At 53.4% G+C, this 23,769-nt stretch carries 22 protein-coding genes; 11 read left to right on the top strand and 11 right to left on the bottom strand.

Features of this window, described 5'->3' with window-relative positions; all coding sequences use genetic code 11:
- Positions 1 to 16 precede the first annotated feature (16 nt).
- Genes LHL18_RS05425 through LHL18_RS05435 form a run of 3 tightly spaced genes read left to right on the top strand, consistent with a single transcriptional unit; the run spans position 17 to position 3,780 of the window.
- Positions 17 to 1,354, top strand: a complete 1,338-nt coding sequence (locus LHL18_RS05425; protein ID WP_226766089.1) for a GH1 family beta-glucosidase — start codon at positions 17 to 19, stop codon at positions 1,352 to 1,354.
- Positions 1,355 to 1,398: 44 nt separating this feature from the next.
- Positions 1,399 to 2,760, top strand: a complete 1,362-nt coding sequence (locus LHL18_RS05430; protein WP_226766090.1) for a glycoside-pentoside-hexuronide (GPH):cation symporter — start codon at positions 1,399 to 1,401, stop codon at positions 2,758 to 2,760.
- 21 nt (positions 2,761 to 2,781) lie between these two features.
- Positions 2,782 to 3,780 carry a LacI family DNA-binding transcriptional regulator gene (locus LHL18_RS05435; RefSeq protein WP_226766091.1) on the top strand — a complete coding sequence of 333 codons (999 nt, stop codon included), beginning with the start codon at positions 2,782 to 2,784 and terminating at the stop codon, positions 3,778 to 3,780.
- A 118-nt stretch (positions 3,781 to 3,898) separates the two neighbouring features.
- On the opposite strand, the gene LHL18_RS05440 is transcribed toward LHL18_RS05435, so the two are convergent.
- The gene (locus tag LHL18_RS05440) at positions 3,899 to 5,101 is read right to left on the bottom strand and encodes an MFS transporter (protein WP_226766092.1); all 1,203 of its coding nucleotides are present in this window, start codon (positions 5,099 to 5,101) and stop codon (positions 3,899 to 3,901) included.
- A gap of 158 nt (positions 5,102 to 5,259) precedes the next feature.
- Here LHL18_RS05440 and LHL18_RS05445 point away from each other — a divergent pair, with 158 nt between their 5' ends.
- The gene (locus LHL18_RS05445; protein ID WP_226766093.1) at positions 5,260 to 6,735 is read left to right on the top strand and encodes a coniferyl aldehyde dehydrogenase; all 1,476 of its coding nucleotides are present in this window, start codon (positions 5,260 to 5,262) and stop codon (positions 6,733 to 6,735) included.
- Positions 6,735 to 7,385: a TetR family transcriptional regulator gene (locus LHL18_RS05450; RefSeq protein WP_226766094.1), complete on the top strand. Its 651-nt coding sequence runs from the start codon at positions 6,735 to 6,737 to the stop codon at positions 7,383 to 7,385. Before LHL18_RS05445 ends, LHL18_RS05450 begins: the two co-directional genes overlap by 1 nt.
- A 1-nt stretch (position 7,386) precedes the next feature.
- On the opposite strand, the gene LHL18_RS05455 is transcribed toward LHL18_RS05450, so the two are convergent.
- The 4 genes from LHL18_RS05455 to LHL18_RS05470 all read right to left on the bottom strand — a co-directional run bounded on the left by LHL18_RS05455 (position 7,387) and on the right by LHL18_RS05470 (position 11,852).
- Entirely contained in the window at positions 7,387 to 8,364 is a 978-nt protein-coding gene (locus tag LHL18_RS05455; RefSeq protein WP_226766095.1) for an aldo/keto reductase, read from the bottom strand.
- Between the two features lie 23 nt (positions 8,365 to 8,387).
- The gene (gene dgt / locus LHL18_RS05460; protein WP_226766096.1) at positions 8,388 to 9,842 is read right to left on the bottom strand and encodes a dGTPase; all 1,455 of its coding nucleotides are present in this window, start codon (positions 9,840 to 9,842) and stop codon (positions 8,388 to 8,390) included.
- Between the two features lie 250 nt (positions 9,843 to 10,092).
- Positions 10,093 to 10,689, bottom strand: coding sequence for a response regulator transcription factor (locus LHL18_RS05465; protein ID WP_226766097.1), 597 nt, complete (start codon positions 10,687 to 10,689; stop codon positions 10,093 to 10,095).
- Positions 10,686 to 11,852 (bottom strand): sensor histidine kinase, encoded by a 1,167-nt coding sequence (locus LHL18_RS05470; protein ID WP_226766098.1) that lies wholly within the window; start codon positions 11,850 to 11,852, stop codon positions 10,686 to 10,688. Before LHL18_RS05470 ends, LHL18_RS05465 begins: the two co-directional genes overlap by 4 nt.
- Positions 11,853 to 11,956: 104 nt before the next feature.
- Here LHL18_RS05470 and LHL18_RS05475 point away from each other — a divergent pair, with 104 nt between their 5' ends.
- The 3 genes from LHL18_RS05475 to LHL18_RS05485 are packed head-to-tail and all read left to right on the top strand — an operon-like array spanning position 11,957 to position 14,521.
- Entirely contained in the window at positions 11,957 to 12,871 is a 915-nt protein-coding gene (locus LHL18_RS05475) for an alpha/beta fold hydrolase (RefSeq protein ID WP_226766099.1), read from the top strand.
- 7 nt (positions 12,872 to 12,878) lie between these two features.
- On the top strand, positions 12,879 to 13,796 hold the full coding sequence (locus LHL18_RS05480; RefSeq protein WP_226766100.1) for an ABC transporter ATP-binding protein: 918 nt from the start codon (positions 12,879 to 12,881) through the stop codon (positions 13,794 to 13,796).
- Positions 13,793 to 14,521: an ABC transporter permease gene (locus LHL18_RS05485; protein ID WP_134053334.1), complete on the top strand. Its 729-nt coding sequence runs from the start codon at positions 13,793 to 13,795 to the stop codon at positions 14,519 to 14,521. The genes LHL18_RS05480 and LHL18_RS05485 overlap by 4 nt, the downstream gene beginning before the upstream one ends.
- 8 nt (positions 14,522 to 14,529) lie before the next feature.
- Here the strand turns inward: LHL18_RS05485 and LHL18_RS05490 are convergent, their stop codons facing one another.
- Both LHL18_RS05490 and LHL18_RS05495 read right to left on the bottom strand, forming a co-directional pair.
- Positions 14,530 to 15,801 (bottom strand): DUF2235 domain-containing protein, encoded by a 1,272-nt coding sequence (locus tag LHL18_RS05490; protein ID WP_226766101.1) that lies wholly within the window; start codon positions 15,799 to 15,801, stop codon positions 14,530 to 14,532.
- Positions 15,802 to 15,931: 130 nt separating this feature from the next.
- The gene (locus LHL18_RS05495; RefSeq protein ID WP_134053330.1) at positions 15,932 to 16,243 is read right to left on the bottom strand and encodes a hypothetical protein; all 312 of its coding nucleotides are present in this window, start codon (positions 16,241 to 16,243) and stop codon (positions 15,932 to 15,934) included.
- A 178-nt stretch (positions 16,244 to 16,421) separates the two neighbouring features.
- Between LHL18_RS05495 and LHL18_RS05500 the strand changes: the two genes are divergently transcribed.
- The gene (locus tag LHL18_RS05500) at positions 16,422 to 17,525 is read left to right on the top strand and encodes an acyl-CoA dehydrogenase family protein (RefSeq protein ID WP_264190098.1); all 1,104 of its coding nucleotides are present in this window, start codon (positions 16,422 to 16,424) and stop codon (positions 17,523 to 17,525) included.
- 7 nt (positions 17,526 to 17,532) lie between these two features.
- A complete protein-coding gene (locus tag LHL18_RS19640; RefSeq protein WP_319004164.1) occupies positions 17,533 to 18,072 on the top strand; it encodes an acyl-CoA dehydrogenase family protein in 540 nt (179 codons plus the stop codon).
- A gap of 19 nt (positions 18,073 to 18,091) precedes the next feature.
- Here the strand turns inward: LHL18_RS19640 and LHL18_RS05505 are convergent, their stop codons facing one another.
- From LHL18_RS05505 to LHL18_RS05520, 4 genes are all read right to left on the bottom strand, one after another.
- Positions 18,092 to 18,799: an SDR family NAD(P)-dependent oxidoreductase gene (locus tag LHL18_RS05505; protein ID WP_226766102.1), complete on the bottom strand. Its 708-nt coding sequence runs from the start codon at positions 18,797 to 18,799 to the stop codon at positions 18,092 to 18,094.
- Positions 18,796 to 19,773, bottom strand: a complete 978-nt coding sequence (locus LHL18_RS05510) for an NAD(P)/FAD-dependent oxidoreductase (RefSeq protein WP_226766103.1) — start codon at positions 19,771 to 19,773, stop codon at positions 18,796 to 18,798. The genes LHL18_RS05505 and LHL18_RS05510 overlap by 4 nt, the downstream gene beginning before the upstream one ends.
- A 68-nt stretch (positions 19,774 to 19,841) precedes the next feature.
- Complete coding sequence (locus LHL18_RS05515) at positions 19,842 to 20,312, bottom strand: hypothetical protein (RefSeq protein ID WP_226766104.1); 471 nt, start codon at positions 20,310 to 20,312, stop codon at positions 19,842 to 19,844.
- Positions 20,299 to 21,450, bottom strand: a complete 1,152-nt coding sequence (locus LHL18_RS05520; protein ID WP_226766105.1) for a PepSY-associated TM helix domain-containing protein — start codon at positions 21,448 to 21,450, stop codon at positions 20,299 to 20,301. The genes LHL18_RS05515 and LHL18_RS05520 overlap by 14 nt, the downstream gene beginning before the upstream one ends.
- A 152-nt stretch (positions 21,451 to 21,602) precedes the next feature.
- Between LHL18_RS05520 and LHL18_RS05525 the strand changes: the two genes are divergently transcribed.
- On the top strand, positions 21,603 to 23,744 hold the full coding sequence (locus tag LHL18_RS05525) for a TonB-dependent siderophore receptor (RefSeq protein ID WP_226766106.1): 2,142 nt from the start codon (positions 21,603 to 21,605) through the stop codon (positions 23,742 to 23,744).
- Positions 23,745 to 23,769: the final 25 nt, after the last annotated feature.

Genomic DNA, 23,769 nt, shown 5'->3' on the forward strand with positions numbered 1-23,769 from the left:
GAAGATAGTACAGCCAATGAAAATTACCTTAGCCGACAGCTCTCCTTTGCTTAACCCTGAATTTGTATTTGGCGTGGCCACAGCGTCGTTTCAGATTGAAGGCGCGGCCGACAGCCGGGAACCCTGTATCTGGGATACTTTTTGTGCACAGCCGGGCCGGATTAAAGATGGTTCAGACGGTCTGACAGCCTGTGATCATGTGGCACGCTGGCGCGAAGATGTGGAGCTGATTGCCGCGCTGGGTGTCGATGCTTACCGCTTTTCGGTGGCCTGGGGTCGGGTTATCCGGGCCGATGGCAGCATTAATCAGGCCGGGCTGGATTTCTACATTCAGCTGCTCGACGCACTGAAAGCGCGCAATATTAAAGCCTTTGTCACGCTGTATCACTGGGATTTACCACAGTATTTGCAGGATGAAGGCGGCTGGCTGAACCGTGCTACCGCGTATAAATTTGCCGAGTATGCTGACATCGTATCCCGGGCATTCGGTGACCGGGTGCATTCCTATGCCACGCTGAACGAACCGTTCTGCAGTGCCTACTTAAGCTATGAAGCCGGTATTCATGCCCCCGGCGTGCAAAACCGCCAGCATGGCCGTCAGGTTGCGCATCATTTATTGCTGGCGCATGGTTTAGCAATGCCGGTACTGCAGAAAAATGCCCCGGCAGCATTAAATGGCATAGTGCTGAACTTCAGCCCCTGCCATCCGGCCAGCGATAGTGAAGCCGATATCCGTGCAGCTGACATGGCTGACCAGTACCATAACCAATGGTATATCCAACCCTTGATGGAAGCGCGTTACCCTGAGCTGTTGCAGCAATTACCGGCATCAGAGCAACCGGTGATTGCTGAGGGTGATATGGCTATTATTGCCCAGCCGCTGGATTTTCTCGGCGTAAATTACTACACCCGCACCGTGTACCGCGCCAATACAAAAGGCTGGTTCAGCGATGTACCGCCAACAACGCCACCACTGACCGATATGGGCTGGGAAATTTACCCACAGGGTCTGACTGAAGTGTTGCTGGCAATGCACCGGCGTTATAACCTGCCTCCGGTGTATATCACCGAAAATGGTGCAGCTATGCCAGACTCTCTGCAGCATAATCAGGTGGCAGATCTACGGCGCGCTGCTTACTTTGAACAGCATTTACAGGCCACCGCCGATGCGATTACCGCCGGTATGCGGATCGACGGTTATTTTGCCTGGAGCCTGATGGATAACTTCGAATGGGCGGAAGGCTATGCCAAACGTTTTGGCATAGTGTATGTCGATTACGTCACGCAGCAGCGCACATTGAAAGCCAGCGCCATAGCACTGCGCGATTTATTTGCTACTCGGCGCGCTAAGTAGCAACAGTAAAAAAATAATAATAAACAGAATATTACGGGGATAGCATGCTAACAAAGCGGGAGAAAGTGGCCTACGGCCTGGGCGATACCGCCAGCAATATCGTGTTTCAGACGGTAATGCTGTTTTTAACCTTCTTTTACACCGATATCTTCGGTATTCCGCCGGCGGTGGTGGGCACGATGTTTTTGCTGGTACGGATTATTGATGCGGTAACAGACCCGTTAATGGGCGCACTGGCCGACAAAACCCAAAGCCGGCATGGTAAATACCGGCCTTATCTGCTGTGGCTGGCGCTACCTTTTGCGCTGTGCAGTGTGCTGGCGTTTACCACGCCGGATTTATCGGCCAATGGCAAAGTTATTTATGCCTTTGCCACTTACACTCTGCTGATGCTGGCGTATACCGCGATCAATATTCCTTACTCGGCGTTGGGTGGCGTATTAACCGCTGATCCGACCGAGCGGGTGTCGGTGCAGTCATACCGTTTTGTGTTCGGCATGCTGGGCGGCTTGCTGGTGACTGCCTGCACCCTGCCGCTGGTTACCTTTTTTGGCAACGGTGACAATGCCAAGGGCTACCAGCTGACGATAGTTGCCATGAGCGCATTGGGACTGGTGTTGTTTTTACTGTGTTTTGCCGGTACCCGTGAGCGGGTGAATGCACCGGTGGATCAACAGCTTACATTAAAACGCAGTTTTGCGTCGCTGTGGCAAAACGATCAGTGGCGGGTATTGTGTGTGGCGGCGTTTTTTCTGCTAACCGGCATGGTGCTGCGCACGACGCTGGCTATTTATTACGTAAAGTATTTTTTGGGACGAGAAGATCTGATCACGGTGTTTGTTACGCTCGGTATGGTGGGCAATATTGCCGGTTGTGCGGCTGCGCAGTGGCTGAGCCGTTATGTCGATAAAGTAAATGCGTATATCGGCCTGCAGCTGATTGCTGCGCTTATCAGTGCGCTCAGTTTCTTTGTTGGCGCTGCGCAACTGGAACTGGCGTTTGCGCTGTATTTTCTGTGGGGCTTCTTTTTACAAATGGCCACGCCGCTACTGTGGGCTAAAATGGCCGACACTGTTGACTATGGCCACTATAAAACCGGTATCCGTATTACCGGTCTGGTGTATTCGTCTATCGTGTTCTTTATCAAACTGGGGCTGGCACTCGGTGGTGCGCTGGCGGGCTGGTTACTGGCGTTTTATCAGTATCAGGCCGACAGTGTACAAACTGCAGCAACGCAACAGGGCATTTTACTCAGCTTCACGGTGCTACCCGCTATCGGTTCGGTGCTGGTTGCGCTGGTGATGAGCCGTTACCGGCTGCGCAGCAATACCGTGCTGGATATTCATCAGCAGTTGCAGCAGCGTGCTGGTGAAACGGCGCCGGAGCATGCTAGAGTAAATGCCTGAATCTATTAAGACAGGCAGGCAATGGCAACCATTTACCAAGTTTCAGAGCTGGCAGGCGTATCGTTAGCCACAGTGTCGCGGGTGATGAATAACAACGCCCGCGTCAGCGAAGCCACCCGCAACAAAGTGCTGGATGCTATGGCTCAACTGGGCTACCGGCCCAACTCTATTGCGCAGTCACTGGCGTCAAACCGCTCAAACAGCGTCGGCATTCTGGTATCCGAGCTGCACGGCCCGTTTTATGGTGAAATGTTGAGCGGCATTGAGAACGAATGTCGCGCGGCTGGCAAGCACGTTATTATTGCCGCTGGCCACAGTGAAGCTGAAAGCGAAAAAGACGGCATTGAGTTTTTGATCAGCCGTAACTGCGATGCGCTGATCCTGCATGTTGAAGCGGTATCGGATGATTACCTGATCAAACTGGCAGGCGGTAAACTACCGATAGTGCTGATCAACCGCTACATCGCCAAACTGGCCGATAACTGTATCAGCCTGGATAACGAACTGGGCGGCTATCTGGCAACCCAACAGCTATTACAGCAGGGCCATACCCAGCTGGCCTATATTGCCGGGCCAATGTGGAAAAGTGATGCGAAAGACCGTTATGCCGGGCACTTGCGTGCTATGGCTGAGCATGGCCTGACATTTAACCCGGCCCTGTTGGCTGAGGGGGATTTTCGCGATAGCGGCGGCAGCGCCTGTATGCAGCGGCTGCTGGCCACCAAGCTGCCTTTTACTGCCCTAGTCTGCGCGAACGATGAAATGGCCGCCGGCGCAATGGAAGTGGCACGCGAACAGGGGCTGCAGGTACCGCAGGACTTATCGATAGTGGGTTTTGATAACCTGATCCTGGCGCGTTACATTTATCCTAAACTGACCACTATTGACTATCCTATCGGCGAAATGGGCCGTATGGCTGCACGCTGGGTGCTGAAAAACATCTATCAGCAGCAGGCTCTGCAGTTGAAAAATGTGTTTGAACCGGCTTTGGTCTGCCGCGACTCGGCCTGTAGCTTATAACCTCAGCACCAGGCCGTACCCGGCATTAATAACTGCACGCCGCCGGCCTGCCAGCCCCACCAGACAGCAGCCAGCATCAGGGCCAGTAGTAAATACAGCAGTTTTATCAGATGTTTTTTCATGCTGTTGCCGTTTTCAACGTTGCGCTTTGCTCTTTTACCGGCAGATTCAGCAAAGCGGCTATGATGCTTAAGCCTATCGCTATCTGCCACACTAAATCATAGTTACCGGTTTTGTCATACACATAGCCGCCAAACCAGCCGCCCAGAAAGGCGCCTAACTGGTGAAACAAAAACACTATACCGCCCAGCATCGATAAATAACGAACGCCAAAAATACTGGCGACAGTACCGTTGGTCAGTGGCACGGTCGAGAGCCAGAGTAAACCCATGGCCATACCAAACAGGTAAGCACTCCAGTTCGTCAGTGGTAACAGTAAAAACGCGACAATCACCACTGCCCGCAGCGCATACAAGGCACTTAGCAACAGTGGCTTGGATAAACGCGCGCCCAAAGCGCCGGCGGTGTAGGTACCAAAGATGTTAAACAGGCCGATAAGCGCCAGCACAGTAGTGCCAACCGCAGGCGCCAACTGCTGATCCACCAGATAGGCCGGCAGGTGAATACCGATAAATACCACCTGAGAACCGCAGACAAAAAAGCCCAGTGACAACAGCCAGAAACCTTTGTGTGCCAACGCTTGTCGCAGCGCCTGTTCAATACTTTGCTCCGGCCCGCTGTGGGACCCCGTATCCGGCGTGCGCAGCATCAGCGCCAGTGGCAGTATCAGCAGCGCCAGCATACCCAGTGTGGTCAATGCCGCAGCCCAGCCCAGCTGGGTGATCAGTGCCAGTGTGCCAGGCAGCATAATAAACTGGCCAAAAGAGCCGGCGGCACTGGCTATGCCCATCGCCATACTGCGTTTTTCCACCGGCACGGCGCGGCCAATCGCGCCCAGAATAATGGTAAAAGAGGTGCCGGACAGCGCCAGACCAATCAGTAAGCCAGCACTTAGTGCCAGCGTAATGCCGCTGCTGGCCATCGCCATCGTTATCAGGCCCGATGCATAACAGAGGCCGCCCGCCAGCACCACTTTTTTCGCGCCGATACGATCAGCCAGCGCGCCGGTCAGGGGTTGCGTCAGGCCCCAAATCAGGTTTTGCAGCGCTATGGCCAGCGCAAAGGTTTCCCGGCCCCAGCCAAACTCGTTGCTCATCGGCGTTAAAAACAGGCCAAAACCGTGACGAATACCCAGCGCTATCGTCAGCACGACAGAACCTCCGAGCATAATATAAAACGCAGATTGCACCCGTGATGACATAACGGCTCCGGTACCTGGTAGTAAGGTGTAAAGCATATCAGGTTCTGCAAGGCCAGTGTTACTGGCAGAAGGTCTTAAGTCCAAGCGTTTTATTGACAAAATGACCGCTGGTCATTAGTCTGTTGTGAAAATGACTCTTGGTCAGTTCAGGGTGAACAATGCACGCAGCGAACTCAGTAACTGATAGTACAACCGGCAACAGCAATACGGCTGACCATAACGCGGCCTTTAGCCGCTTCGCCGATTGTTTGGCGCAACAGCGTTTGGCTCAGCAAGCTGATCCGGTGCCTGCATTACAACAACGGCTGGCCGATCTTGAGGCGCTAAAAGCGTTGATCCGCGATAATGAGCAAGCTCTGGTCGATGCGGTGAATGCCGATTACGGCAGCCGCTGCCGCTTTGAAACCCGCTTTTCTGAAATTCTGATGGTGCTGGAAGACATCAGCCGCACCCAAAAGCAGTTAAAGAAATGGCTGAAACCGCAAAAACGCCATATCGACCGCTTATTGTTTCCTACTTCATCCTGCAAAGTACTGCCGCAGCCGTTGGGCGTTGTTGGTGTGATCGTGCCGTGGAATTTCCCCATCATGTTGTCACTGGCCCCACTGGTGGCCATTTTTGCCGCCGGCAACCGTGCCATGGTCAAAATGTCAGAAAACTCAGAGCAGCTGGCACAGCTGTTGATCAAGCTGGCACCGCAGTACTTGCCGTCTGACAAACTGCAGTTTTTCGCCGACGACAACGGTAGCGGACCGGTGTTTTCACAGCAGCCGTTTGATCATCTGTTTTTTACCGGCTCGGCCCAAACCGGCCGTGCCGTAATGGCTAATGCAGCAAAGAATCTGACCCCGGTCACACTGGAGTTGGGCGGCAAATCACCGGCGGTAGTGGCGCCGGACTTTAGCCTGGATAAAGCCGCAGATCGTATTTTATGGGCGAAAGCCTTTAATGCCGGCCAAATCTGTACCAATGTCGATTACCTGTTTCTGCCAGCCGGTAGCGAGCAGTCATTTACTGAGTTGGCGCTAAAACTGGTAGCAAAACGCTATCCGGATATCAACAGCAACGATTACACCGCTATTATCGATGAACGCGCGTATCAGCGCCTTAAGGCGACGTTGGAAGACGCAGTGGCCAAAGGCGCGACCGCAGTAAACCTGATGCCGGGGCAAAATGCAGTGCCTGGCACGAGAAAATTCCCACTGACGCTGCTGTTTAACGTAAGCGACGATATGCTGGTGATGCAGCGCGAGATTTTTGGCCCTTTGCTGCCGGTAAAAACCTATACCGATACCAGCGAGGTGGTGCAGTATATTAACGCCCGGCCACGGCCGCTGGCGTTTTATCCCTTTACCCATGACAAAGCGTTACAGCAGCGTTATTTAACCCAGGTGATGTCGGGTGGTGTCACCATCAACCATGCCATTTTGCATGTCGGCCAGCATGACTTGCCCTTTGGCGGTATCGGTGAAAGCGGCATGGGGCATTATCATGGTTATGAGGGCTTTTTAACCTTCAGCAAACTACGGCCGGTGTTTGTGCAGGGCGCTTATAACAGCGTCAGTATGTTGTTGCCGCCTTACGGCAAGCTGGCGCATAAGATGACCGATTGGCTGATCCGCTTAAAAGGCTGATGATGAAACAGAATGCGATGACAGATGCCGCAAAACTGCAGCGGCGTCAGGACTTTATTATTACTGCTCACCGGCTGTTTTTACAGCAGCAGCGCCTGCCCGCCGTGGCGGATATCGCCGCTGATACCGGTTTGGCCAAAGGCACAGTGTACCGCTATTTTCGCAGCAAAGAGGAAATCTTTATTGCGCTGTTGCAGGCTGAGTTCGCCACCTTATTCGATGCACTTAGCGACATTATTTCTGCTTTACCTGCTGCGCCGGCCAAAGCTGCTGCCGGCTTTGCTTCCGCTTACTGCCAACAGCTGCAGCAATTACCGGCGCTGCTGCCGCTGGCAGCCATGCTTAACGCTGTACTGGAACATAAGTTGGCATTGCCGGTGTTGAAGCAGTTTAAGCAGATGCTGGCGGGTGCCCTAACGCAGCTTGGTCAGCAGCTGGCGGCTAAGATAAAAGTGATATCAGCAGAGCAGGCGGCCGATTTATTACTGCACAGCTATGGGCTGACCCTGGGCTTGTGGCAAACGCTGCAGTATCCGCCTGCGGTGCAGGTGTTACTGCAACAGGAACCAGAGCTGCAAAGCCTGCAGCGTGATTTTGCCACCGAGCTGACACAGGCCATTAACAGGCTGTGGTTGGGGGCTTTACGCTGAATTACGGCAAAGCTTTGCCACGGGCGGATAAATACAGTGCATACCAGTGCTCGCGGCTCAGCTCTACCTGCGTCGCCTGGGCACAGGCTTTGATGCGTTCAATATTAGTCGTGCCTATTACCGGCTGGATCTTTGCCGGGTGGCGCATCAGAAAGCCCAGCACTATTGCTTCGCGGCTGACCTGATATTCTGCCGCCAGGCGGGCAACCAGCTCTGCTGTTTCAGCAATATGCGTTGCTTCACTGCTGACATCTTTGCCGCTGAACAAGCCCTGGCTTAAACTGCCCCAGGCTTGCAGCTGCACTTTATTACGGCGGCAGTATTCGATAGTACCACTACCGAAATTCACCAGTGTCTCGCCACTGCAACCAGCTGTGGTGCCTTCATCCAGCCAGGCCAGATGGCTTAAACTCAGTTCCAGCTGGTTAACTACCAGTGGCGTAGTCAGTGCGTCCTGCAGCAGCGCCATCTGGTGCTGCTGCATATTCGACACGCCAAAATGCTTTACTTTACCGGCTTGCTGTAAAGTGCTGAACGTGGCGGCAACTTCTTCCGGCTGCATCAGCGGATCGGGCCGGTGCAGCATCAGCACATCCAGCTGTTCAATCTGCAGCCGCGCTAAAATGCCGTCGACAGACTGTGCTATCCACTGCGCGGAAAAGTCATAGCGCTGCGGCTCGGTATCTGTAGCAAAGCGGATGCCGCACTTAGACTGCAGCGTGATTAAACTGCGCAGTTCAGGCCGCTGCTGCAGCACCTTGCCAAACACCTGCTCGGCTTTGCCGCGGGCATAAATATCAGCATGATCAAACACACAAATGCCGGCCTCAAGCGCTGCATCAATCGCCTGATGGCAATGGGCAATATCATCGGCACTGATCGGGTTTTGGTTCCAGCCACCACCAAGCGTCATACAGCCAAATATCAGGGGACTGTTGTGCGTCACGTAATTGCTGAGCGGGTTGTGTTTGGCTGTCATATAAGATCCTGAAATTAAATGTATTACTGCTGGCATTGTACCAGCGTTTGATACTCATCAAAGGCAAAATGGTCGGTCATGCCGCTGATAAAGTCCTGCAGCAGACGGCAACGATAATACAGCTCCTGCGCGCCATCGTCAGTGGTCAGTTGCGCCACCGCCAGCCGGTAAGCCGCCAGATGCTTGTTAGGTAGCCTGTGCACCAGCCGTTGCTGTTGCGGCCAGTGATAACCTTCATTGCGCAACAGTGCGGTAAAATCGGCCTGCGATAAATACAGCAGTGGCCGGTAGCTGTCAAACAGGCCGGCAATAATACGAAAACCCTGCAGCTCCAGTGTTTCTACTTCGCTCTGGTTAAACACAAATTGCCGGGCAACCTGTTTAAAGGCGCTGGTAATGGCATGGTACTGGCTATTATCTTCAAGCAGGGCGCGGTTTAAGCGGCCACTGTATACCGCTGCTATATTATCGATAAACTGCTGTGCGGCATGGCGCACCAGTGGGTGGATCATATCGACGCGCAGTTTAATAAAGAACGCTGAGGTTTTGTTAATCGGCTCTTCTTGCGCTTTATCCAGCGCGGCTTTTATCAGCACCGAAAAGCTGGCGCTGGCCCCGTTATGGGTAGCAATCAGCCGCTGCTGCGGTTCCAGTGCCGTAAAGGCTTTGTTTAGCTCATCAGCCAGTTGGCTCAGGCTGAGCAAGCCCTTTTCCACGGCATCTTCAATATCGGCCAGGCAGTAAGAGATATCATCTGCCGCTTCCATAATGTAGGTCAGCGGGTGGCGGCAACCCGGCTCGGTACCCAGCTCCTGCCACAGTTTTTCTACCACTGCCTGCTCAGTTGCATAGTAGCCGGGTTTCTTTTGCAGGTAGCTCAGTGGGTCGGTTTTATCTGGCTTCGCAGCGCTGGCCAGCCGGGTGTATTTTAAAATGCAGGCCAGCTGCGAGTAGGTCAGGTTCATCCGTTGCAGGCTGTATACCAACCGGATGGCCTGGGCATTGCCTTCAAATTGCGCCAGTTCCTTACAGAGTGTTTGCCAGTGGCTATTGTCTTCTAAGTTATGGTGTTTACTCAGTAACGACAGCTCGCGGCTAAACCAGTCGTTAATGGCGGCTTCGCCACTGTGGCCAAACGGCGGGTTACCGACGTCGTGCAGCAGGCAAGCCATTTCTACCAGTGACTCTGCCGGCCGTTCCAGCTCAGTAAGGCCATATTGCTCCAGCTTTTCTGGGCTGAGGGCTCGAAACACCGACTGCACGATAAAACGGCCGGTTTGCTGCACTTCCAGTGAGTGGGTCAGGCGGCTGCGCACAGCGGCATTGCGCTCCAGCGGAAAGACCTGGGTTTTTTGCTGTAAGCGGCGCACTGCAGCAGAGTTAATGATGCGACCGCGGTCGCTTTCCAGCGCACTTTGTAAGTCCGTACGGCTGCTTTGCAGCGCGCGGTCAGCTTTGATCTTATTGCGAAAATCCATTCCAACATCCGAAGTGGCAGTAAGCGGTTTAGTGTGGCTGAAAAACTAAGCGGCTGTAAAGTATTCGCTGTAGCACTAACCGGTTTACCCACACCAACACGCCGTAAACCCATCCTTGGGGGCTCGTTTATGAATTGCTTCCAGCAATTCACCCTGCGGACAAATGTGTTCCAGACACATTTGTCCGCCCGTCCAGGGCTCCAACGGTTGGTTTAGGGTAAGCCGTTTAGTTCACAAGGGAGGCGTAAGATTACAACCAGCCTTTTTGCCGGGCGATACGGGCGGCATCGATGCGGTTGGCAGCGCTTAGTTTGCTAATGGCTTCTGACAGATAGTTACGCGCTGTACCTTCGGCAATATAAAGCGCAGCAGCAATCTCGCTGGTACTCTGGCCGTCGGCAGCCAGCCGCAGTGCCTGACGCTCTTTGTCACTGAGCGGGTCTTGCTCGCCCAGCGAATTTAACAGCAGTTCACTGTCGACCACGCGCTTACCGGCCATGACCTGATGTATCGCCTGTACCAGCTGATCTACCGGTGCATCTTTTAGTAAAAAACCACCCACGCCTGCATCCATTGCCCGTTTCACATAGCCTGCGCGGCCAAAGGTAGTAATAATCACCACTTTGGTCGTCAATTTGTGTTGCTGAATATACTGTGCCAGTTCAATGCCGCTGTGGCCGGGCATTTCAATATCGCTTAGCAGTAGGTCAAAGCGTTGTTGTTTTAACAGTTGCAGTGCCGCTGTGCCATCAGCTGCTTCAGTCACCGTAAAACCAGCCTCCAGTTGCAGCAAGCTGGCCAGGGCTGTACGGATCATCGCCTGATCTTCTGCCAGTAAAATATTCATGCGTGCTCCTGTAGCGGAAATTGGATACGGGCCGTTACGCCATCGTGTTGTTGCATCGCCAGTGTGCCACCAATGGCGGCTATACGCTCACGCAGGCCACTGATGCCGTTGCCTTCTTTAATGTCACTGGTTTGGCCGTTATCGCTCAGATAAACTGTAAATTCATCGCCCTGCTGCAAAAAGCTCAGGCTGCAGCTGTCGCCTTTACTGTGACGGATCACATTAGTCACTAATTCGGTCAGTGCCAGGATCAGCGCTGTTTCCCGCCGGGCATCTAACTGCGGCATGTCTCCTTGCAACACAGCGTGAAAACCGGCATCGCGCAAGCGGCTGAGCAATCTGGCAACCTCTGCTGCCAGCCCCTGGTGTTTGTAACCCGACACACTTTGCCGCACCTGGCTTAACGCGTCGCGGGCTATCTGGCTTAACTCAGTCAGTTGCTGCTGTGCTGCTTGTGTGTGCTGGCGAGCCAGCAGTTTTTCAGTTAAATCAGCCTTTAAAATAATGCTGGACAGCGTATGACCAAGAATATCGTGCATATCGCGTGCAATACGCTCGCGCTCTACCATGGTGGCAAGCTGTTTAATTTCATCTTCACTTTGTTGCTCTGCCATGCGGTGGCGCAGTTTCGCCTGCTCGGCGCGGCCCAGAAAACTGACTGCCAACACTATTGGCAGACCCATGACTAAAAACAGGTTCCAGTGAATAGTCAGTGTCAGCTTTAACAGCACCAGTAACGCCAGCAGCAGCGTCATTAACACTAGATAACGCCGCAGAGCGTAAGCAAAACCGATAAAGAAACCGGCATAGGCAAACATAGACACAGAGCCGGGGTTTACCGGCGTGATCAGCGCGGCTACCAGTACTATGCCGGCTATCGGCCAGTGTATGTCGCGGCGATTGCAGCGATAAGCCTGGAAATAACACAGCAGAAACAGCAGTAAGGCCGCCGCCATACTGATGTACTGCCATAGGGCAAACCGTACGGTAAATAGCGGAATAATATAGAAAATAAGGTTTATCAGATAAACCCAGCTGAGTTTACTGTCCAGCTTCGTCAAGGGTGCCATCGCGTTATCCTGCTGCTTGCCCGCTTTGGGCAGGTGCTCAGTGTAGTAAAAAGCAACAGTGCAGTGCCAGTGACAAAGGTCATGTTTTGTCATGGCATTTGTCATGGCAAACAGGTGACAAGCGTGAGCTGTGCTGTCAGCCCCGTCGGCCTAAACTGGCCCCATCAACAGCACACACAATCAACGGGGAATTACATATGACACAGTTAAACAGCACTTTACGCACTTTGGTACTGGCGTTGGGTTTAAGCAGTACCTTAGTTAGCCTGAACAGCGTTGCCGCACAAGCCGAAGTAACAGCACCGGCGCCACAACAGGCCTGCGCCTGCTTCGACGTTACCGTGGTTGGCCAGGGCCCGGCGGTGTTGTTAATTCCGGGCGTGGCATCGTCCGGCGAGGTTTGGCAAAGCACGGTAGACGCGTTAAAAGCGGATTATCAGCTGCATATTTTTACGCTGGCCGGTTTTGCCGGAGTGAAGCCGCTACCGATGCAAAGCTGGGGTGAGGGCTATCTGGCCACACAACAGCAAGCCATTCTGCGCTACATCAGCGAGCAACAGCTGAATAAGCCGGTGGTGATTGGCCACTCACTAGGCGGGTACTTAGCATTGGCACTGGCCGCCAATGCCCCGGAGCAAATTGGCGCAGCCATTAATGTGGATGGTTTACCGGCACTGGGAGCCTTGTTTGCCGCCAGTGGTAGCAGCCAGAGTAGCGGCAATAATAGTCAGCCGCAGAGTGGTTTCGACCCTATGGCTATGGCCAAAAGCATGGCCAGCGACGAAAACTGGCAGCAGCGTATTGTTGCCGATATGTACCGCTCTGATGGCATGACCAGCGGCCGGGTCATGGGCGAACTGATGCGGGCTGATTTGCGGCCAAAGCTCAGCAATATCCGCGTGCCGGTACTAACGCTTGGCGCATTGCAGCATGGCGCACCGTACACCACGCCGGAACAGGTGCAAGCCGGTTATGAAAGCCAGCTGGCCAACGCACCAACACAATACCATAGCTTTGCGTTTGCCCGTGACGCTAAGCATTTTATTATGGCCGATGCGCCGGATTGGCTAAACCAGCAAATTCAGCAGTTTCTGGCTAAGCAGCAAGGGTAAGGAGAGCATGATGCAATCACAACCCCAGGCTGTGCTGCAGATTAGCAATTTGCACAAAAGCTACCGCAATCAAGCAGCCTTGCAGGGGGCTACCCTGCAGATGGCAGCGGGAGAAGTGCTGGCGATACTGGGGCCAAACGGCGCCGGTAAAACCACCCTGATATCGGCCATTCTGGGCCTTATCGCTACTGATAGCGGCGAAATTAACTTGTTTGGCCAGTTGCAGCGTGGCACGAAGCGCAGTACCGCGCTGCGCCAGCGACTTGGCGTGATGATGCAGATAGGTGCCGCCAGCGCAAACCTGACCGTGCGCGAGCAGTGCGATTTATTCAGTAGTTATTACCGCAACCGCAGAACCGTGGCTGAGCTGCTGGATATCGCCGGGCTCGGCAGCCAGGCTAATAGCCGCTTCAGCAGTTTGTCCGGCGGCCAGAAACAACGGCTGCTGTTTGCGCTGGCACTGGCCGGTAAGCCAGACTTGCTGTTTCTGGATGAGCCAACACTGGGCATGGATGTGCAGGCACGGCGGGCCTTATGGCAGCAAATCCGCCAGCTAAAAGCCAGTGGTGTCAGCATAGTGCTGACCACGCATTATCTGGAGGAGGCTGAGCAACTGGCCGATCGTATTGCAGTGTTGCAGCAGGGCCGGATTATTGCGCTGGGCAGCCCGGCTGAGCTTACTGCACAAATTAGCGGCAAACGCATTTGCTGCACCACGGCGCTGACCGATCAGCAACTTAGGGCGCTGCCAGCCGTGTTGCAGCTGGAACGGCGGCAACAACAGGTTTGCCTGGTAAGCCAAGCCGCAGAACAAACTGTGCTGGCGTTATTACAGGCCGATGCCAGCGTCAGCGCGTTAGAAGTGAAAGCGGTAGCGCTGGAGCAGGCATTTTTACAGCTAACGGCGAAGAAGGAGGCCGCATGAGCAGCATGAATTTGTACTACAAAGAAGCCCGCTACGATTTACTCAGTATTATGCGCACGCCGGGTTTTGTGCTGCCGGCGTTGGCATTTCCATTAATGTTCTATCTGTTTTTTGGTGTATTTTTTCGCGCCGGAGCCGGTGCCGACTACCTACTGGTAACCTACAGCTGCTTTGGCATTATGGGGCCGGCGATGTTTAATTTTGCCGCTGGCATTGCCAGCGACCGTGCTCATGGCTGGCTAACGCTGAAACAGCTGTCGCCGATGCCGTTTAGTGCCTATTTGCTGGCTAAACTCAGCACCAGCCTGGTGTTTTCAGTTTGTATTCTGATCTTGTTGTTCAGCGCTGCTACGATGTTCGGTGATGTCAGGCTGCATAGCACGCAATGGCTGTTGCTTGCGGTTGTGATGTTGGCAGGCTCCCTCCCTTTTGCTTTGCTGGGGCTGCTATTGGGGCTGAGTTTGTCTGATAAAGCCGCACCCGGTGTGGTTAACCTGATTTACCTGCCAATGGCGTTTCTATCCGGTTTGTGGCTACCGCTGTTTTTGTTTCCGGGCTGGCTGCAACAACTGGCCTGGCTGTGGCCCAGTTTTCATCTGTCACAACTGGGGTTGAAAGTAATAGCCCAGGATCAGGGTAACAGTGTATTGGCTCATCTGGGGGTATTGGCGCTGCTTACTGCAGTGCTGGCGACTATCTGCGCCAGGCTGTTCCGGCGCAGATAGCGACGTAATCAGCTATCAAGCATTTGGTTATTAAACAGTAACCCGTACTGGTTGCCTTTTTTCCAGACACAGAGCGCGGTGTTTTTGCCAATCCGCTCGCATTCGATACTGATATTATCGCCGGCATTCAGCTCCCCGTTGTACTGAATGCGGGCGCCGCTGCCGGCACTGAAATCCAGCAACTGGCACTGCGCCGCGAACTCCTTCAGTGTCAGCTGGGCCAGCGGACTGTCGGTGGCCAACGAGCGGATTTTACTGCGACGGTCTGTCCATTTATCGGCCGGTGGGAAATCCGGGTTTTGTGGCCGGTACTTGCCCGCCGCTACGCGTTGATACACGCTGTCGTGAATGCTGACATTAATTGGCGGGTCGGCCGGGTCGCCGTAAATACGCCGCACGGATTCGCCTGAGCCGACTTTTTCCAGCAACTTGTAGCCGTAAGAATAGGAGTCATGCGGCTGCATATGTAAATCGGGTTGGTAAAGGATATCGAGGTAGCGCTGATTAAATTCCAGCCCCAGCGCCATGGCTTTATCGACCATCCATTGCAAAGCGATATCAGATAAACCACATTCGGCATAACCGCCGCCAATGTCAGAATGCGCACCGGCAAACCAGCATTGCTCCATGTACTGGTCATCCTGCAGCGAACCGGTCCACAGGTCGGGCTGAAACGGTGCCCGGCGCTCGTCCAGCGCCAGTGCATGGTAAGCATATTTAACCTGGGCACAGATGCGGGTGTTAAAAAAGCCAACCCAGTTACGGGTGAATTTGCCCAGCAGCGGAGTGGGTGCGCCCAGTGCGCCTACGGTGTCAAACACGCCGACCATACGGATCTCCGGCCGGTAGTTGTCTACATAATGGCCTTCCGGCCTTTTGTCTGGTTCAGTACGGTAGAATTTGTAGGCTTGTTTCAGCTTGTCCAGCGTGCTTTTTTCCAGCAGGCCAACGGCGTGGATTAGGCCGATAAAAGCCCGGGCGGTATAGGCACCACGGCTGAAACCAAAGGTGTATATTTCGTCACCTAACTGATAGTTATGGATCAGAAAGCGGTAGCAATCGAGTACATTTTTTTCCAGCCCGCTGCCAAAAGCGCCGCCGATAAATCTATCGATACTGCCGCCGGTGCCGACACCCTGATCGTAAAACACCACCTGATGCACGCCATCCGGGCTTTGCGGGGATATCGCCCTGACCAGCTTGGTGATATTGGTAGGAATCTCGTCCGGTTCGTTCCAGGTTCCGTCACAACAAATAATAATGCGTTTTGCCGCAGCCATAACTATGCTCCTGTTCACAAAGAGCCGGCCTGGCATGGGTACCGACAACGCCGGTGAGAAAAAGTAAGTATAGCTCAGTGCTGGTTAAAAATTAAACAGATGGGGGTTGTAGAGTTTGTAGGCTGGCAGATTAAACCGTGATAGTCAGAACACCCGCCTGAGATAAAAACAGCAGCACCAGCGCTGACAGCAATTTGGTAAAAATGACAATGCAGACAGCATCTTTAAAATCGGCGCTGGTCGCCCGTACTAACAGGTAAATATACGCCACTATACCCAGCAGCCAGCCGTAAGTGGGGATAAGTGAGATAAGCGATACCAGAAACACAATCGGCAGCAGCACGTTTAAGCCGGCTTTTACCCAGGCCAGGCGGCTGGCCAGATAAATACAGCCGGCGGTTAACAGCACATCCAATGCAAAAATGATGGCAGTAATGCCCATGCCGCAGTCCTAATACGAAGTCGAATCGGCCATCAGGCTAATACATTGCTGCGGCCTTAGCAATTTAACACAGTTATTTGCGGTTAGGCTTATGCGTAAAAATGTTATAGCAATGCCCCGTACTTGAGTTCTGCCCGGTGCCATGCTTCACTGCTGTTACAGCAGCAGGAGGCGCCCAATGTCAGAGAAAACCCCAGCAGCAACGCCATACAGTGCTCAGGCGGAGACGCATCAGGTATTAAACCAACCGGCGTCTTTGCTGCCGTTTAATACCTGGCACAGCGACGGCACTTTGCAGTACTGGAGCCAGCGCTTCGGTGTGACGAACAGCGCCGATCTGGCCAGCTATGGCGGCTTATGTGGTGGCACTCTGGCCGAGGCGGGTTTTTTAGCTAATAAATACAAGCCCGAATTTCACAGCCACGACCGCTTTGGCAACCGCATTGACGAGGTGTGCTTTCACCCGGCCTATCACCAACTGATGCAAACAGCGATCACCTATGGCCTGCCTGCAGCGCCCTGGCTAAAACCCTGTGCTGGCGCTCAGGTTGCCCGTGCAGCACTGGTGTATCAGCATATGCAGGCCGATGCCGGTTCAGGTTGCCCGCTAACAATGACGTATGCTTCCGTGCCGGTGCTACAGCAGGCCCCGCCAGGTGCAGCAGACTGGCTGGGCAAGGTATTAACCCCCGGGTATGACCCGGCTAATAAACCCTATTTTGCCAAGGCTGGCCTGACTATTGGCATGGCGATGACCGAAAAACAAGGCGGCTCGGATGTGCGTGCCAATACCACCCGCGCCTACCCGCTCACGGCTGACGAGTATGAACTGGTTGGGCATAAGTGGTTCTGTTCGGCGCCGATGTGCGATGGCTTTTTAACCCTTGCACAAACCGACCCCGGTTTAAGCTGCTTTTTATTGCCGCGCTGGCGCCCTGATGGCAGCAAAAACCAGTTTTATATTCAGCGCTTAAAAGACAAACTGGGCAACTGCTCTAATGCGTCATCAGAGGTAGAATTTCGCGGTGCTTTTGCCTGGCGTATTGGTGACGAGGGCCGGGGCGTGCGCACCATTATTGATATGGTGGCGTTAACCCGCTTTGACTGCATGCTCGGCTCTGCCGGTTTAATGCGTGCGGCGTTAGCACAGGCGTTACATCACACTGCCGGGCGCTGCGCCTTTGGTAAGCCGCTGCAGCAACAAGTGTTGATGCAAAATGTGCTGGCCGATTTGACGCTGGATAGCGAAGCCGCACTGGCGCTGAGCTTACGCGCTCGATAACCAAAGCGTGGTCAGCGAACAGCACTTTGTCCGCCTGGCAACGGCTATAGGCAAATACTGGATTTGCAAGCGTGCACCACAGTTTTGTTATGAAGCCATGGAATGTCTGGGTGGCGTTGGCTACGTTGAAGAAAACATTCTGCCACGGCTATACCGTGAAGCGCCGGTTAATGCTATCTGGGAAGGCTCTGGCAATATTCAGTGCCTCGATGTGCTGCGTGCCATGCAAAAAGAACCGGCAGCCTTGCAGGCTTGCCTGAACGAGCTGCAAGCAGTAACCGGCCGCAACGACGATTACGATGCCGCCTTTGCCCGGCTGCAAACAGCTTTGCAGGATACTTCAACGCAGGAATACCGCGCCCGCAGCATAGCCGATAAGCTGGCGCTGCTATTACAGGCCAGTGTGTTATTGCAATACGGCGAGCCTATGGTGGCTGAAGCTTTTATCCGCGCCCGGCTGATACCGGGCATTTGCAGTAATTACGGCACGTTGCCTGCCGATATTGATTGCGTGGCGTTAATGGCAAGAGCACAGCCGAAGGTTTAAATGTCAGCTTAGCGATGACTTACCACGGCAATACGCTGCCATCCCAATTTAGCAAATTGCCGCTTTGCTTTGCTGTTAGCTCTTGCGCCACTTTGGCTAAACGTTCGGCGGTGGCAGCCGGGGTTTGTAGTTGGCCTTCGGGTAGGTTGGCTTGAAAGGGCGCCGATAACGCAGTGTCGGTGGTACCGGGATGAACACTTACAATAGCGGCGGTTTTATTTAACCGGCCTACTTCAATGCTGAGGTTTTTAATCAGCATATTCAGCGCCGCTTTGCTGATGCGGTAGCTGTACCAGCCGCCAAGGGCGTTATCGCCGATACTGCCAACCTTGGCGCTCAGCGTCAGCAGTTTTACCGCTGGCTGTTTGCACAAATAACTAAATAGTAACTTTAGATACAATGCCGGTATCTGCACATTGCTGGAAAAGCGTGCAGTTAACACGTCGATATCGAGCTGGCGGATGGTTTTTTCCGGCATGGCGTGCTTGTCGTGCAGTACACCGTTACAGATAAAAATAATCTCTGGCTGGTGAGTCAGCGCTTCAGCTATCACACTGGCACTGCGCTGCTCGCTGTCTAGCGTATCCTGTAACCATATTAGCTGTGGCTGCGAAGGCGCAGGCTGGCGGCTGATCACACTAACCTGTGTGCCGCTGGCAAGGTAGTGCTTCGCTAAAGCGTCTCCTATGCCGCTGCTGCCGCCGATGATCAGTACTGATGCTGTCATGCCAGTATGCTCTGAGCCAGTTGCCTGCCGCTGAGCCAGGCGTTTTCTACCCGGCCACCGTTTAACCAGTCGCCTGCCATGCCAAGTGCCAATTCGGGCAGATGCACGGCGCCCTGTATCGGGTAATCCGGGTTTTGCTGGGCAAAACGCCAGCGGTGATAGTGGCTTACCTGGCCGGTCACGGTTTTGTCTGTCAGACGCTTTAATGCCTGCATCGCATGTTGGGCTATGGTGTCGCCGTCAGCTTCAAGGTGTTGCTGTGAAAACTCGGCAGTGAAATGCAACAACCAGTGCCCGGCGTTACAACGCCCGGGTTTGGAGCCTTGTCTTGCTGCCCAGCTAAGCTGGCTGTCTTGCTTGAAAAAAATACCGTCAAATGGCCACAGTGGCTGATCTACTTGTATATTGACTGCCCAGCAAGGCAATAGCGCTGGCAACTCGAAAAGTTTGCTCAGTGTCTGGTTAGATGGCAATACAGGGTTTAGCAGCGCAGCGGCTTGCTGCTGGGGGATGGCCAGGATCAGCTTGCTAAAGCGGCCGATAAAAGCGCCGTTACTGTGTAGCAGCCAGTGCTGGCCATCAAACTGAATATGGTCAATCTGGCAACCTAAGCTAACGTCAACATTACCCAGCAACCGGGTAACGGGCGCCTGCATCGAGGGCATACCGATATAGCGTAGCGTGTCATCCGGTGATGCCTGCGGGCCTTCTGCAGTAACTTGTGCCAGGCGGCCGTACCAGTGCGTTACGATGCCACTACTTAACCATTGCTGGCACTGGGTTTTGAAAGCGGGATCACGGGCAGTAAAGTACTGTGCGCCTAAATCAAGATAGCCATGCTCGGTGCGTTTGCTGCTCATTCGGCCACCGGCACGGCGGCCTTTATCAAACACTACAACCTGCTGGCCCTGCTCTGTCAGTACGGCAGCACAGGCTGCGCCTGCGATACCGGCACCGATAATTGCAATTGTCACGCCCTGTCCTCTTTATGTGTTGCTTTGAACAGGGTACGCATAGTGTGGGTGGGGCGATCAGATAAAAATCAGTGTTGAGGTAACAGCTCGGCCGGTAGCTCCCAACTGGTGGTAAGTGTATCACCCTGCCAGGTTTGCAGGGTTAACCAGACTTTGTCAGCAGCGGTCAGCGTTTTCGGTGCAATGGCATGCACATGCTGGCCATGGCGGCTACCATGCAGTATACCTTCCTCACCCTGCTGCAGCTGTGCCAGCGGCAATGCTTGGGGGCCAATATTCAGATAGCCCTGACGAATGGCTCCGATATCGCCCTTACTGAACATCAGCATAAAGTCTTTTACGTACTCATCATGATGCGCGTAGGGTGGTTTCAGGTTCAGCGGCATAGGCGCAATTTCAAAGTCGCCCACTTGCTGTGCAGGCCAGGCGGGCGGGAACTCAGGTGTCAGCGACTGATACAAAAACCAGAATGGCAGCACCAGCACCAAGCCATTCAGTTTGTACTTGTGACGTTGCCAGAAGGTGTTACTGCGCGCCATGGTTCACCTCCGTCAGGGTGGCAGCTTTGCGGCTTTCCCGCACTGCTTTCACGGTGCGGCTGCCCCAAATCATAAAACCGGTAATCGACATGCCGGATAACATCAGCCCGAACAGGAACCAGATGGCTTTAGTCCAGATACCGCCAATAGTGCCGTAGTGCAATGGATCGGCAATATGCATCACCGTTTGCAGCGCAGTCATCGTAGCCGGGGTTTTTTCGTGGGCAATATCGCCGGTCCAGGGGTTAATGCTCAGCGTGTAGGCTTGTTCGTCATAAAAAATATGGTCGCCGCCACCCATTAAGGTATACATACCGCGGTTATGCTCAGGCAGCATCAGGTAGCTTGGCCTGAAATCCGGGTAGCGCTGTAAGGTTTTTTGCATGGCATCAGCGAAGCTGAACGGTGGCATTTGTGTTGTTGCTGATAATTGTTCGGCACTGACCAGCGGCGCATGTGGTTCAATATCAATATCGGCATGCCACATCACGGCCTGCACCAGATACCATAAACCGGTGGCACTCATGACGATTAAAAACCAGATCGACCAGACACCCGCCAGGCGGTGTAAGTCGGTCAGTATGGTTTTCTTGCCCTGATGTAAGCGAACCTTAGGCTGGGTAAAGCTGCGCCAGAAGTTTTTATAGATAATGAGGCCGGTCACTAAAGCTCCCAGCATCACCAGCGCCATTGCCGATACCAGGTAATAGCCCACGCTGTAACTGCCGGGCCACGGAAATAACAGCCAGCCATGCAGGCTGCGCATAAAGCCGATAAAGGTAATGCCTTCATTTATCTGCTGAATGTCACCGGTGTATTGATTGATATAAGCCAGTGCATAAGGCTTGTCATGATCAGTGAACGCCACCGCATTGACCAGATAAGGTTCAAACGCCATCACCATACTAACGTCGGCTGTCGGGTAGGCTTGCTGCACCGTTGCCACCAGTTCTGCCGCCGGTTTCGCGGGCAGATTATCCGGGTTGGCCGCACGTGATGCCGGGTTGGTCAGCCAGGTCAGTTCATGGCTGAATACGGCGATGGTGCCGGTTAAACAGACAAAACAAAAAATCAGCCATATTGGCAATGAAAACCAGCCATGTAGCTGAAACCAAAAACGATTGCTGAGTTTTGCCATGACGCTGCTGCCTGTGAAGAAAACGATGTACCTTAATTCATGCCGCCATATTAATGTTAATAAGAATAATTATCAACCTGTGTTGTAATTGATATTGATTCTCAATTAGAATATTGGACTCATTTTAAAGACAGCCACAGGAATGGGTATATATGAAGTATTCGATACTTGCCGCCGGTGTTGCCACAGCGCTGACATTTCCGCTTAGTGCGCAACAACAAACCACCACCAATAATGAAGAGGCCGTTGAAGTTATTACCGTTAAAAGTTCACGCGGCTTAATTTCCTACGTTAGTGCCTCGGGCGCAAAATCAGACACTCCCATTATCGAAACGCCGCTGTCGGTGTCTGTGCTGACTGAAGAGCGAATAGCTGATCTGGGTGCTCTGACGGTACAGGACGCACTGGGTTATGTTGCTGGTTTGTACAATGGCCCTTATGGCCTGGATACGCGGGGTGACTGGTCGCAAATTCGTGGTGTGTCACCGGTACAGTATCTGGATGGCTTAAAGTCGCTGTTTGGCTATTACAATAACGTGCGGATTGCGCCTTATGCACTGCAACAAATTGAAATTTTAAAAGGCCCCAGCTCAGTGTTGTATGGTCAGGGGTCCACTGGCGGTATTGTTAACCTGGTCAGTAAAAAGCCTGAGCCGGTTACCAGTGGTCAGTTGTGGGCACAGCTGGGTAATTATTCGCGTAAACAGTTGGCCGGTGATATTACCGGCGCGCTGAATAACGACGCCTCACTGCAGGGCCGGATGGTCGCATTGTGGCGTGACAGTGATACCCAGACTGATTTTGTGCCAGACAACAGCGTTGTATTGGCGCCGTCGCTAAGCTGGCAGGCAAGTGATGCGACCAAGCTGACGCTACTGGTTAATCATCAGCAAAACGAAGCCGGCTCCAGCACGCAGTTTTTTCCGCATCTGGGCACTATTTTGCCAAACGAATTTGGTCAGATCCCGAGCAACCGCTTTGTCTCCGAGCCGGGGTTTGATAAGTACGATACCGAGCAAACGTCTGTGACGGCGATAGTTGAACACGATTTATCCGCTGACTGGCAGCTGCGCTTAGCCAGTCGTTACAGCGACAGCCATGCGGATTACCATACAATGTACGGCTGGCCGCCGGTGTTTCAGGACGATAACCGCACTATAAAGCGCTTGTCTTATGTTAGTTCCGCTGACTCGCGCAGCCTGACCAGCGATTTACAACTGCACGGCAATCTGCAAACCGGCATTATTGAACATAAACTGGTGGCCGGTTTTGATTATCAGCATGCATATACTGACAACGACTACGTCTATGGCGATGGCGGTTTGCTGGATTTGTACAACCCGGTATACGGTCAGGCCCCGGCGCAGCCCGGCAAAGCCGATGTTGCCGACCTACCCGCAACGATGAATTATCAACGCGGCCTGTATTTACAGGACAATATGAAAATTGCCGGGAAATTGCTGGTATCGGCGGCGATAAGGCGTGATAAAGCGACAACCAACCCTGAGCAGGCTGACGCGGCCAGCCAATATGCCACTACAGGCCGGCTCGGGTTTATGTATTTGTTTGATAATGGTATTTCACCCTATATCAGTTTCAGTGAATCGTTTGAGCCTTTGCTGGGCAATGATGCTTACGGCAAAGCCTTTGTGCCGAAAAAAGGTGAGCAATGGGAAGCAGGGGTTAAATACCAGCCGGCAGGCACTGAGCATTTACTAACCGCTGCCGTCTATCAGGTAAAAGAGCAAAACCGCACTACCAGCTTGTCAGCCGAACAGGCAGCAGATCCGGCTATCGTTAATCCGAATGGCCAGATCCAGGATGGCGAAGTAACGTCCAAAGGCGTTGAGCTGGAAGCTCAGCTGGCCTGGGAAGAATTGGATATCTACGCCAGCTATGCCTATATCGATGCCTATGTCAGCCAGAGCAATACGTTAGGTGAGCAGGGCGCGACGTTATCGGCACAGCCAGAGCATCTGGCGTCAATCTGGGCCACCTGGCGCCCGGCAACGCTGGAAAACTGGCAATTTGGCGCCGGTGCGCGTTATGTGGGGGAAACCTCAGACGGCACAGCTTATGTTGAGCAGGCCGGTGTAGTGCTGAATGAACCGTTGACCACGGCAAGTTACACCTTGTTTGATGCCATGGTTGGCTATAATTTTGGTAAATACCAGCTCAGCCTGCAGGCGCAGAACATTACTGATAAAACGGTAATTACGTCCTGCCTGGCGCGGGGTGATTGCTTCTACGGCCAGCGCCGTGCTGTCAGCGCTAATTTGCGGTATAACTTCTAAGTAATTGGATAATAAAAAAAGGCCG

This window comes from Rheinheimera aquimaris (genome assembly GCF_020531985.1).
Classification (GTDB): Bacteria; Pseudomonadota; Gammaproteobacteria; order Enterobacterales; family Alteromonadaceae; genus Alishewanella; species Alishewanella aquimaris.